11 protein-coding genes are annotated in these 11,050 nt (G+C 71.5%); 9 read left to right on the forward strand and 2 right to left on the reverse strand.

The features are described 5' to 3' along the window. Positions 1-14 precede the first annotated feature (14 nt). Positions 15-677, forward strand: a complete 663-nt coding sequence (locus OO52_RS15925; protein WP_030644570.1) for an HAD family hydrolase — start codon at positions 15-17, stop codon at positions 675-677. 42 nt (positions 678-719) lie between these two features. Then, positions 720-1,682, forward strand: coding sequence for an LLM class flavin-dependent oxidoreductase (locus OO52_RS15930; protein WP_030644572.1), 963 nt, complete (start codon positions 720-722; stop codon positions 1,680-1,682). Here OO52_RS15930 and OO52_RS15935 read toward each other — a convergent pair. Beyond that, entirely contained in the window at positions 1,669-2,670 is a 1,002-nt protein-coding gene (locus OO52_RS15935) for an aldose epimerase family protein (RefSeq protein WP_030644574.1), read from the reverse strand. The two genes, OO52_RS15930 and OO52_RS15935, sit on opposite strands and share 14 nt — an antisense overlap. Before the next feature lie 554 nt (positions 2,671-3,224). On the opposite strand from OO52_RS15935, the gene OO52_RS15940 reads away from it, so the two are divergent. Next, the gene (locus OO52_RS15940; RefSeq protein WP_030644576.1) at positions 3,225-4,574 is read left to right on the forward strand and encodes an aldehyde dehydrogenase family protein; all 1,350 of its coding nucleotides are present in this window, start codon (positions 3,225-3,227) and stop codon (positions 4,572-4,574) included. A 76-nt stretch (positions 4,575-4,650) separates the two neighbouring features. Then, positions 4,651-5,163 carry a GNAT family N-acetyltransferase gene (locus OO52_RS15945; protein WP_234317031.1) on the forward strand — a complete coding sequence of 171 codons (513 nt, stop codon included), beginning with the start codon at positions 4,651-4,653 and terminating at the stop codon, positions 5,161-5,163. Here OO52_RS15945 and OO52_RS15950 read toward each other — a convergent pair. Next, positions 5,160-5,432 (reverse strand): phosphopantetheine-binding protein, encoded by a 273-nt coding sequence (locus OO52_RS15950; RefSeq protein ID WP_030644580.1) that lies wholly within the window; start codon positions 5,430-5,432, stop codon positions 5,160-5,162. The genes OO52_RS15945 and OO52_RS15950 overlap by 4 nt on opposite strands. 261 nt (positions 5,433-5,693) lie before the next feature. On the opposite strand from OO52_RS15950, the gene OO52_RS15955 reads away from it, so the two are divergent. The 5 genes from OO52_RS15955 to OO52_RS15975 all read left to right on the forward strand — a co-directional run bounded on the left by OO52_RS15955 (position 5,694) and on the right by OO52_RS15975 (position 11,029). Then, on the forward strand, positions 5,694-6,599 hold the full coding sequence (locus tag OO52_RS15955; protein WP_030644581.1) for a TauD/TfdA family dioxygenase: 906 nt from the start codon (positions 5,694-5,696) through the stop codon (positions 6,597-6,599). Next, positions 6,592-6,852: an acyl carrier protein gene (locus OO52_RS15960; RefSeq protein WP_030644583.1), complete on the forward strand. Its 261-nt coding sequence runs from the start codon at positions 6,592-6,594 to the stop codon at positions 6,850-6,852. The genes OO52_RS15955 and OO52_RS15960 overlap by 8 nt, the downstream gene beginning before the upstream one ends. 71 nt (positions 6,853-6,923) lie before the next feature. Further along, complete coding sequence (locus OO52_RS15965; RefSeq protein ID WP_030644585.1) at positions 6,924-8,483, forward strand: aminotransferase class I/II-fold pyridoxal phosphate-dependent enzyme; 1,560 nt, start codon at positions 6,924-6,926, stop codon at positions 8,481-8,483. Further along, on the forward strand, positions 8,468-10,081 hold the full coding sequence (locus OO52_RS15970) for a class I adenylate-forming enzyme family protein (protein WP_030644587.1): 1,614 nt from the start codon (positions 8,468-8,470) through the stop codon (positions 10,079-10,081). Before OO52_RS15965 ends, OO52_RS15970 begins: the two co-directional genes overlap by 16 nt. A 75-nt stretch (positions 10,082-10,156) precedes the next feature. Beyond that, positions 10,157-11,029, forward strand: coding sequence for a phytanoyl-CoA dioxygenase family protein (locus tag OO52_RS15975; RefSeq protein ID WP_030644589.1), 873 nt, complete (start codon positions 10,157-10,159; stop codon positions 11,027-11,029). The last annotated feature ends 21 nt before the right edge of the window (positions 11,030-11,050 follow it).

The raw sequence follows: 11,050 nt of genomic DNA on the forward strand, positions 1-11,050 counted from the left end.
GTGAGACTTCACACGTGTCTCAAACCCACGGAAGATCCCGCGTCCCCTTCTCGGCCGGTCCATTCGTCGTCGGGTTCGACCTCGACCAGACTCTGCTCGACACGCGACCGGCGGTGGCCGCGGCACTGGGCCGGGCCGCCGCGGAACTGGGTGTGCGGGTCGACGTCGACGCCGCGGTCGCCCGTCTCGGGCCTCCGCTGCACGACCTGCTCGCCGAGCAGTTGCCGGCGGGCGAGGCGCGGCGCTGTGCCGAGCGGTACCGGCGTGTCTACCCGGTGTACGGGCTCCCTCACGCCCGCTTGCTCCCCGGCGCACGGCAGGCCGTGCGGGCCGTGCACGACAGGGGCGGCCAGGCCATCGTCATCACCGGGCAGAGTGAATCGACGGCACGTCACCACCTCAGGCACGAGGGTCTCGGCATCGGTGTCGTGGCGGGCGGGGTGTGGGGAGTGCGCAAGGCCGAGGTGCTCCGGGCCCGTTCGGCGGACGCCTACGTCGGCGACCATCCCGCGGACATCCAGGCCGCCCACACCGCCGGCGCGCTCGGCGTCGCCGTCACCACCGGCGGGCACCGGGCCGGCGACCTCGCCGAGGCGGACGTGGTGCTGTCCACGCTGGAGATGTTCCCCGCCTGGCTGACGGACGCGATCGACACCGCACGACGCGTCGGACGCTGAGGCCGATGGACAGCGGAACAAGCATTTGCTCTGCTGACGCCCATGCAGATCTACGGCGACAACGTGCGATTCGGTATCCACTCTGGGCAGCTGCACGGCAGTTACGACGTCTGCGTACGCCTTTGGCGGACGGCGGAACGGCTCGGCTACGACTGGGTCTCGCTCATCGACCACCTGCGCCCCCACCTCTACGCACCCGACCAGCCCTGTTTCGAGGGGACGACACTGCTCGCCGCGCTGGCGGGGGTCACCAGCCGGATCCGGTGCGCCATCCTCGTCACCAGCGCCACCTGGCGTCACCCGGCCGTCACGGCCTCCGTCGCCGCCACCATCGACCACATCTCGGGAGGCCGTCTCGAACTGGGAATGGGCGCCGGCGGACCCGACCGCGCCCACGCCCAGTACGGCCTTCCCTTTCCGGCGCCCCGTGAGCGGTTCGAACGGCTCGACGAGGCGTGCCGGATCCTGCGGATGCTGTGGTCACAGGAGACCAGCACCTTCGACGGACGGCACTTCCAGCTTTCGGACGCCTGCCTGGCCCCCAAGCCGCTCCAGGCGCATCTGCCCCTCGTCATCGGCGGGGACGGGCTGAAGACCCGCCGGATCGCGGCGGAACACGGTGACATCTGGAACGCGCTCGCGGACACGCCGGAGGGCTACCGGGCCAAGGCGGAAGCCTTCGACGAGCAGTGCGCCGCGGTGGGCCGCGAGCCCGCGGACGTACGCCGGTCGGTCACCTTCCGTGCCGTGCTGGTGGAGCGCGAGGAGCAGTTGCCCGGCCGTGCGGCCGAACTTCTCGACGGGGTCCACGACGAGGTCCGGGCCGAATACCTGAGCTTCGGCACCGCCGAGCAGTGCGTCGAGGACCTCAAGCCCTATGTCGACCTCGGCGTGCGCGACTTCCTGCTCGCGGTGAAGTCACCGATCGACTGGCTCACCGTCGAACTCGTGGCCACTCGCGTCGCCCCGGCCCTGAAGGAGTACGCGGGGCTCAGTCGACGGTGAAGTGGTGCGTGGTCCGACTCGTGTAGACGCCGTCCGGGTCCAGCCGGGCGGAGGGGAACTCCGGCCGGTTCGCCGCGTCCGGCCAGGCCCCGGTCTCCAGACAGAGGCCGGCCCGGCTCCGCGCGTACCGGTCCGCCGAGTACAAACCGATGCCGGGCTGGTCGGTCACCACACGCATGCGGCGCCCGCTCGTCGGATCGCTCATCTCGGCCGCCCAGGCCGGATCGGAGAGGGTGAAGAAGTTGTCGATCCGCGTCCGGCCGAGCCTGCGGGCGGTGGTGAAGTCGTACTCGGTGCCGTGGACGGGGGCGGGCCCCGCGACCGGCAGGAACTCGTCGTCGAACGGCAGCATGTGCGTGGCGTTCAGCCGCAGTCGGTGGTCGTCGATGACACCGCCGTCGCCGGATCCCCCGAGGTTCCAGTACGCGTGGTTGGTGAACCCGACGATCGTGCTGGCGCTCGTCGTCGCCCGGTGCTCGAAGGTCAGTCGTCCGCCGGCTTCGACGCGGTAGCTCGTCTCCGCCGCCAGGGCGCCGGGATAGCCCTGGTCCCCGTCCGGGCTCAGGTAGCGCAACCGCAGGGTGAGCGCGTCCGCGGTCCGTGTCAGTTCGGCGTCCCAGACGACACGGTCGAAGCCGTACGCGCCACCGTGGATGTGGTGGCGGCGGTCGTTGAGGTCCAACTGGTAGGACCGGCCGTCCAGGGTGAACTTCCCGTAGGCGATGTTCCGGCAGAACCGGCCCACGGTCGCGCCCAGGTACGGGTTGCCGCGGCGGTCCTCGTAGTCCCGCAGACGGGCGTGGCGCAGGACGACGTTCTCCTGCCGGCCGTGGCGGTCGGGCACGCGCACCTCGACCAGCGTCGCCCCGTACGTCCAGACCACGATCGCCAGACCGTCCCCGGTGTCCAGCTCGTAGGCGTCCACCGGTCGCGGCCCCTGACCGGGGTGGCCGGCCGTGACACCGACCGATTCCTTGCGTGCGTGCACCCGATCCTCCGAATCTCGGCTGTTCGTTCCGCCGAGCCATGCTGGTCCAGGCGCCACGGCCCGGCAAATGTGCCGGCGCGGAGGTGGGAACCGCGGAAATTCCGCAGTTGCGCGCGGAGTTGTCCGCGCCGGCGCCCCGGCGGTGACGCGCACGCGACCGGTGGCCGGCCGCGCCGCTCGCGTCACCGGACGTCAGGTCAGCGCGCGACCGGTGGGCCGGCGATGGGGCGGACCTGGCGGCGCGGCCGTGGTCCCGGGCCCGCGGGCCTGTGACCGGGCAGCCTCGCACACGCCGCCGCAGGTCATGTCACACCTCGCCCGGCTCGGCCCGGCGTCCCCGGGCGCTGCCGACGGGCAGGCACGGCCACGAACTCTGCCCAGGCCCCCGCGCATCACCGTGTCACGAACCCGGTCCCGCCGCCGGATCGCGGTTCGCCTGGCCTCCCGACCAGCGACAACGCGCCCGCGCTGCGACGGCCGTGGCGCTTCACGCGGTGGTCGGCCCGCGCGGCCGTCTCTCGATCGGAGCGGGGGTGATGGCTACTGTTCCGGCCATGCCTCCCCACACTGAGCTGACCGACCCGCGCACCGGACTGGTCCGGTCCGTCCAGCCGGTCTCCGAAGAGAACGACGTGCTCGACGCCGTGCGACGCGCCTCCGAGGCCGCCCCCCGATGGGCGGCACTTCCGGTGTCCCAGCGCAGCCGACGCCTGTTCGCCCTGGCCCAGCTCGTCGAGGATTCCCTCGATGCGTACGCGCTGGCCGAGCAGGCGGGTACCGGCAAACCGCTGGAGCAGGCCCACGGCGAGATCGCCGCCGCCGTCGACGTCCTGCGGTTCTACGCCGGCGCCGTCCGCGCGGACACCGGGCCGTCCGCGGGCCGGTACCTGCCGGGCCGGGAGAGCTGGGTCCGCTGGGAACCGTTGGGCGTGCTCGCCGCCATCGTGCCGTGGAACTACCCGCTCCTGATGGCCGCATGGCGGCTCGGTCCCGCGCTGGCGGCCGGGAACACGGTCGTGCTCAAACCGGCGGAGACGACCCCGGACACCGCGCTGCTGATCGCCTCCCACGCCGAGCAGACCCTCGGTCCGGGTGTTCTCGTCACGCTCCCCGGCGACCGGCGCACCGGGCGTCTGCTGGTGGAGGGCGCGGTCGACGCCGTGGCGTTCACCGGCAGCAACGCGGGCGGAACCGATGTGGCGCAGCGCGCCGGAATCCGACGTCTGAGCCTTGAACTGGGCGGCAACTGCCCGGTCGTCGTCCTGCCGGACGCTCCGGACTACAGCTACGACGAGATCGTGGCGGCCTGCGTCTACAACGCCGGACAGAGCTGCGCCGCCCCGGCCCGGGTCATCACCCTCCAGGAGAACCACGACGAGGTGGTCGAGCGGCTGGCCGAGGCGATGGCACGGCGGCCCGCCGGCACACACTTCGGCCCGCTCAACAATCCCGACCAGGCGGCCCGGTTCGACCGCGTCGTGGAAGCCAGCGCCGCCAAGATCCGCCATGTCGCACCGCTGGAGGTCACCGCCGCGGAACAGGGCGGCTACTGGCGTCCGGGCCAGATCCTCGCGGGGGTGACCGAGGACGATCCGGCCGTCGTGCAGGAGGTGTTCGGACCGCTGCTCACCGTGCAGGCCGCCGTCGGCGTGGACGACGCGGTCCAGCTGGCCAACGGCGTCGACCACGCGCTGGCCGCCAGCGTCTGGAGCACCGCCGGCGGTCCCGCCCTCGCCCTCGCCCAGCGGCTGGACTGCGGTGAGGTCTGGGTCAACTGCCACCTGGAACAGACGCCGGAGCTGCCGCACGGCGGCCGTAGGAGTTCGGGGCAGGGCACCGACCTGAGCGTCCTGGCGCTCGCGGAGTACCAGCGGCCGAAGACCGTCACGGTACGGCTCGACTGACCGGAACCGGCGCCGTCCCGACTGCGGAATTTCCTCAGTTGACGAAGCCGCAGAGACCTGAGGAGGACGAGAAGCTGTGACAGAAGGCCATGGTCACACCTGGCAATGGGGTGTCGCCGAGCTCGACGAAACCCCGCAGGTCCACGCGTTGCTCAGCGCGTGCGACACCTATCAGGCGGAACAGTCCGGTACGCCGGTGCCCCTGCGCCGGCCCGAGCGCACCCGGGAACTCGTCATGTCCGCCGCCGTCCATGTACTGCGGTCCGTCGACGGCATCACCGCGATGTTCACACTCGCCTGGGAGGACTCGACGCCCGACGGATACCCAGCCGCCGCCCGGCCGGCCCGGCTCAGCCGGCTGGCGGTGCGGCCCGAGCTGCTCAGCACCGGCTCCATGGCCGGCGTGCAGTGCGTCCGCAGGGCGATCGAGCTGGCCACCGCACGGGGTGCCGACGTCCTGCGTGCCGAGGCGAACCCGGATCTGGTCCAGACCCGGGCCCTCCTCGGACACCTGGGGTTCCGACAGCACGGCCCCGTCGAGTCGGACGGTCACCGGCGCTGGGTGCGGCTGCAACGGCAGCTTGCCTAGGCCGTCGTGTCACCGGTCGCCGGCGCGGGCCGCAGGCCGGCGACCGCTCGGCTGATGCTGCGCACACTTCGGAACGTGTCCCACTGAATCAGCTCTGCCGGGAAGGTGACCGACAGCTCTTGCTCCAGATCGACCAGGAGCGCCACCACCAGCAGGGACTCCAGTCCGGCGGCGGTCAGTTCGGCGTCCGGATCGGACAGCGCGGTCGAGGACTCCGGGGGCAGGTGCCGCCGGGCGATGTCGGCGACGCGGGTCATCAGCTCATCCATGCGGCGGAGTGTAGGGAGGGGTCCCGGTGGCGGACAGCCGCGCCGGGACCCGGTCCGGGGACGCTGGCCCGGTCCTCCGGCCCGTGCGAGACTGCGGCCATTCCTGGTGCGGGACGGGCCGACGGCACACGTCGGACCACGTCGTACCGCGCCACCCCCGCCATGCCGCGTTCCAGCCGGTCGTTCCGGCCGCGGATGGCCGCTGCCCGCTCGTCATCGGTGCCTATATGACGCCTCGTCAGACAGGAGACGACCACCTTGATGCACGGCGAGATCTCCGAACAGCCGGACGCGCCTCATGTGCGGCGGCGCCAGGAGCTTCTGTCCGGCAGTCACCGTTTTCCCGAGCCGGGGCCGGTGACCACCGCGTCCGCGGCCGGCTTCCTGCCGGCAGGCGTCCCGGGCCTGCTGGCCGACCTGGCCGAGCGGGGCTTCGCGATGCGGCAACTGGACCGTCCGCTGGACACGCGTGAGTTCCGCGCGCTCGGCGACGTCCTCGGTTCCCCGATCCCGGAGACCGACGAGCAGGTGCGGCCGTTCGTCGAGGACGGCGTCGTACTGAACCTGATCAGTCGGCACACCGAGACCGCCGACGTCGGTCTCCAGCCCTTCGCGACGAACTACCTGTCGCTGCACACCGAGGGCAGCGGGCGCCCGGTCGCGCGGCAGCCGCGTTACCTCGTGCTGATGTGCCGCGAACCCGGCGACGGCGACGGAACCGCCCAGACGGTGCTGACGCCGATGGCCGGTGTCGCCGCACGGCTGGCACCGGAGCAGACGCGGACGCTGGCCCGCACCTGCTACCGGCACGCCGGGGGCGACCCGTGGATCGCCCGGGACCAGGACGGCCGGACGGTCTTCTCGTTCCGGGACTTCATGGGCCAGACTCTGCGCTGGACGCACGACGGCCACGCGACGGACACAGGGACCGTCGACGACGCCCTGCGCGCACTGCTCGACGCCATGTACCACCCCGACGGCATGGTGGCGGTGCGCTGGCACCCCGGACTGCTCGTCGTCTTCGACAACACCTTCTTCTTCCACGGCCGCACCGCACGTGTCGGTCCCCTGAAGAAACCTCGCCACCTCATGCGGCTCCGTGTGGCCGAGGCACGGCCCGCCGCAACCGAGGAGCCGATCGACCAAAGGAGAGCGGAACATGTCTGACAAGGATCTCGGACTCGACGACCTGGTGCAGCTCGTCGCCGAGGTGATCGGCGGCGCGTCGGTCACCGCCGATGACAACTTCTTCGATCTGGGCGGCGACTCGCTCCACGCGGCGCAGCTCGCGCTGCTGCTCGACGAGAGGTGGGACCAGTCGGTCGACGTCATGGTCATCCTCACGGCGGACTCGATTCGTGAGATGTACACCGAAATCGTGGAGGGCCGGGCGGACAGCTTCACGCCCGCCCTGAACTGACGCGCCGACACAGCATCCGCCCGCCAACCGCCGTACCGGTCAGTCCCGTACCCACAACCATCGGAGTCGCAGTGCAACTCTTCTCGCGCATCCCCGATCCGCGGCCCGCACCGGTGCCGGCGGAGGCCGCGGCGGCCGCCCGCCGGGCGGAGGACTCACACGCGGTCCTGCTGCCCGGCGTGGACGAGCGCATGCTCGACGTGTACCGCCATGCGAAGGACCCGGGAGACCCCCTGGAGCTGCGCAACCTCTGGCTCGGCCGGGTGGAGCACGAGCTGGGCCGGCACAGCGGCCGGCCGTGGCTGGCCGACCAGTGGCGCTCGGCCTCGCGGCGCCGCGAGGTGACGGCCGACGAGGTGCTGCGCTCCCGGGCGACCGTGCGGTTCGTCAAGGAGCTGTTCAACTGGTACTTCCGCGACGACCTCTACGGCGAGCTGGCCTCGCCGGACCTGCTCATCATGTCCAGCGGCGCGGTCCAGGAGGAGCTGTGGGGACTGCCCGAGACACTGAAGGAGTGCATCCGGTACGCACTGGAGCGTGACTGGTACGGCTACTCGGACTCGCGCGGCCGTACCTCGGCCCGGGAGGCGGTCGCGGCCTACGAGAACGCCCGCATCGAAGGCGCCTCCTACACGGCCGACCGGATCGCCCTCACGATGGGCGGCACGTTCGCGGTGAGCAGTCTCGCCGACTTCATCCTGGAGAACTCCGCCGGCCGGGCACTGTGCGGCATCCCCAACTATCCGCCGCTCGTGGAGTCGATCGCCCGCCGCCGGCCGGTCCAGCTGGTACCGCTGCCGTCCGTGGACGGTGTCACGGACCTGAACCCGCTCATCGAGGCGCTGACCCCGTCCACACCCCTCGTCATGCTGCAAACGGTCGGCAATCCCACCGGAGCGGCGGTCCGGGAGGCCGACCTGGCCAGGCTGATCGCGACCGCGAGTCCGACCACGATGATCGTCCTCGACGAGTGCCATGAGTGGCTGGGACCGGTTCACCGCGCATCGGCCCGGCGGGCCGCGCCCAACGTCATCCGGGTGTCGAGCCTGTCCAAGGCGTGGTCCGCGCCGGGGCTGAAGGTCGGCTGGATCACCGCGGACGAGCGGTTCATCGGTGAGTACTACGAGTACGCGTCGACGTCCTTCGGTGGACCGCCGTCCTTCTTCTACACCGTGGTCGAGTTCCTGGCCTCGATGGAGCGCTGGCTCGTCGAAGGACTGGACGAGCCCGGCCCGGCGGAGCTGGCCGGGTTCGAGTCGGGTTACGGGCTGGACCTGGACCGGCTGGGCCGCGCCTACCGGTCGTACCGGCAGGACCGGCGCAGCCGCGAGGGGGCACTGACCGTGCTGCGCGACGCCACGGTGGCCCGTCTGGCCGACACCACCGCCGTGGTGCACCGGCCGCACTACTCGATCAACGCGGCGGTCGAACTGCCCGGTTGGGACGACTCCTACCGCTGCTTCCGCGACCTGCTCCGCGAGACAGGTGTCTCGGTCTACCCCGGGATACTCAACTTCTGCCTCTCCGGAAACGTCAGCCGGATCACCACCTCGCGTGGCTGGGCAGACCTGTCCGCGGCGCTGGACCGCCTGAAGGCCCACCTGGAGGCGACACCGTGCCTGGTCCGCTGACGTCCGCCGCGATGGACACCACCCGGGACGACCACGCCAGGGCGCACACCTACCGGGGTACGCCGTTCGGCCCGCCCTGGCCGCTCCACGACGACATCATCAGCCGCCTGACACGGCACGCGGCATCGCGTGCCGGAGCGCCCTGTCTCACCACGGTCGCGGCCGACGGGACCGAGACGACGCTGTCCTACCGCGAGGTGGACACGGCCGGCCGGCGCATGGCCGACTGGCTGCGCCGCACGGCCGGCCCGCCGCGCGGCACGGTGGTCGGCCTGATGCCCCGCAACGACGCCGCGTCGGTCGTGGCGATCCTGGGCCTGCTGCGGGCCGGGCATCCGATGCTGATGCTCAGTCCCGACGACCCGCCCGGACGGACCCGGCAGCTCCTCGACGCCATGGACGTCACGCTCCTGCTGCGGTCCCCCACGGTCCCGGCGGCGCCAGGACTCGCATCGCTCGCCCTCCCCGGCGTGCCCGAGCTGACCGGCATACCGTCCGAGGTGACCGAGAGCGCACCGGACCCGGCCTCGGACGCCTTCTTCTTCGGCACGTCCGGCTCGACGGCCGCCGCCAAGCTGGTCGCACAGTCCCGTTACAACGCGACGGTCAACGCGGCCGCGGTGACCGCACACCACCGGCTGAAGCCAGGGGACCGCATCCTCGGCTGCCTGCCCCTGCACCACGTCAACGGCCTGCACTTCACGGTGCTCGGCACGGTGGCCGCCGGCGCCCACCTGGTCCTTGCCCACGAGTTCGACCCCTTCCGGTACCCCGGACTGCTCGCCAGGTTCCGGCCCCGTCTGGCCAGCGTCGTCCCCAGCGTGCTGGAAGGGCTCGTCCACACCTCCCGCGGCCTGGCGCTGCCCGGCGAGTTCGAGTACTTCGTCTCCGCAGCCGCGCCGCTGACCACACGGACCGCCCGGGACGTGCGGCAAAGGCTGGGTGTGCCCGTCGTCCAGGGGTACGGGCTGACCGAGACCACGAACTTCTCCGCGACGATGCCGCCCGACCTGTCCGCCGAGTCCTTCCGGCGGCTGCTGTACGACGCGGAGATCCCGTCCATCGGCACGGCCGTCCACGGCAACGAGATGGCGGTGCTGCGCAGCGACGGCAGCCGCGCCGACCCCGGCGAGACCGGTGAGATCTGCATGCGCGGTCACAACGTGATGAGCCGGTACGCCGGCAACGAGGAGGCGACCGCCGCCGCCTTCCTGGGCGGCTGGTTCCACTCCCAGGACCTGGGTTACGCGGTCCGGGACGAGGACGACGGCAGGGAGTTCTTCTTCATCACCGGACGCAGCAAGAACATCGCCAAGATCGGGGGCGAAAGCGTCTCGCTGGAGGAGATGGAACGGCTGCTGAGGGCCGTGCCGGGCGTACGGGACGCCGCGTGCGCCCGTCTCCCGCACCGGCTCACCGGCGAGCAGATCGCGGCGGCGGTCGTCTTCGAGGGTGAGGAGCGTCCCGATCTGCGAGCGCACCTGGCCGCCTCGTTCGCCGCCGCAGTGCTGCCGCGGCGCTTCGTCGAACTCGACGCCGTACCACGCACGGCCACCGGGAAGATCCTCAGGCCCCAGCTGGCCGAACTGCTGTCCTGACGACCGGCGCCGCACACCGCGTCACACCGTCCTCGACACCCCACATCACCATCCGGATCCGGAGGGATCAGTGCCATGAGTTTTCCGCTGAGCACGAAGCAGCGTTCCCAGTTCGACGAAGACGGCTTCCTGGCCCTGCCCGGGCTGCTGACGAAGGAGGAGATCGCGACGATCCTCGACGTCGCCGACAGCGCCCACGCCCAAGGGCTCCGAGAAGGCCACGGGGGTGCCGAACGCACCGTGCACGACTACGACATCGCCGCCGTCGACCCCACGCTGTGGGAGTTCGGTGCCCACGAGCGGATCCTGGACGCGGTGGAGTCACTGATCGGCCCGGACATCCAGATCCACCACTCGAAGATGGCGTGGACGCCGGACGCGGTGGGCAAGGGCGGCGTCCGGTGGCACCAGGATTTCGCCTTCCTGCCGCACTCCAACACCTCGCTCGTGTCCGCCTTCATCTACCTCGACGACACCACCGTGGAGAACGGCGCCATGAGGGTCGTACGGGGGAGTCACAAGGAGGGCCTGCTCGACCACACCGACGGCAACGGCATCTTCCTCGCCCACTGCCAGGAGAGCCGGATGTGGGCGGACGAGAGCCGCATCGCCGCCATCGAGGTGCCGGCCGGCAGCGTCAGCATCCACCACTGCCTCGCGCTCCACTCCTCCGGGCCCAACCACGCCGGCCGGCCCAGGCGCGGCCTGATCTTCCAGTACCGCGCGGCCGACGCGGTGCAGCTCGGTGGTGTCGTCTTCCAGGACACCGGCCGGACCGTGCGCGGCTCGTTCCCCGGGCGTGCGCGCTGCGAGGCGGTCTCCTTCAACCTGCCGTTCAACGTCTGGCCCGGCGAGACCGACCGGAACTTCGGTACGTACGACCGTCTCCTCGGTGACGAGGTCAGGCGCCGCGGCCTGAACCCCGTCCCCGCCGCAGTGGCCGGCTGAGCGGCCGGCCCATCGAGGAAG

This window comes from Streptomyces flaveolus (genome assembly GCF_000716535.1).
Taxonomy (GTDB): Bacteria; Actinomycetota; Actinomycetes; order Streptomycetales; family Streptomycetaceae; genus Streptomyces; species Streptomyces flaveolus_A.

Excerpts from the sequence above, each read along its gene's own strand:
- OO52_RS15950 (WP_030644580.1), bottom strand. The coding sequence starts at position 5,432 with ATGGATGAGCTGATGACCCGCGTCGCCGACATCGCCCGGCGGCACCTG.
- OO52_RS15960 (WP_030644583.1), top strand. The coding sequence starts at position 6,592 with ATGTCTGACAAGGATCTCGGACTCGACGACCTGGTGCAGCTCGTCGCC.
- OO52_RS15955 (WP_030644581.1), top strand. The coding sequence starts at position 5,694 with ATGCACGGCGAGATCTCCGAACAGCCGGACGCGCCTCATGTGCGGCGG.
- OO52_RS15940 (WP_030644576.1), top strand. The coding sequence starts at position 3,225 with ATGCCTCCCCACACTGAGCTGACCGACCCGCGCACCGGACTGGTCCGG.
- OO52_RS15975 (WP_030644589.1), top strand. The coding sequence starts at position 10,157 with ATGAGTTTTCCGCTGAGCACGAAGCAGCGTTCCCAGTTCGACGAAGAC.
- OO52_RS15930 (WP_030644572.1), top strand. The coding sequence starts at position 720 with ATGCAGATCTACGGCGACAACGTGCGATTCGGTATCCACTCTGGGCAG.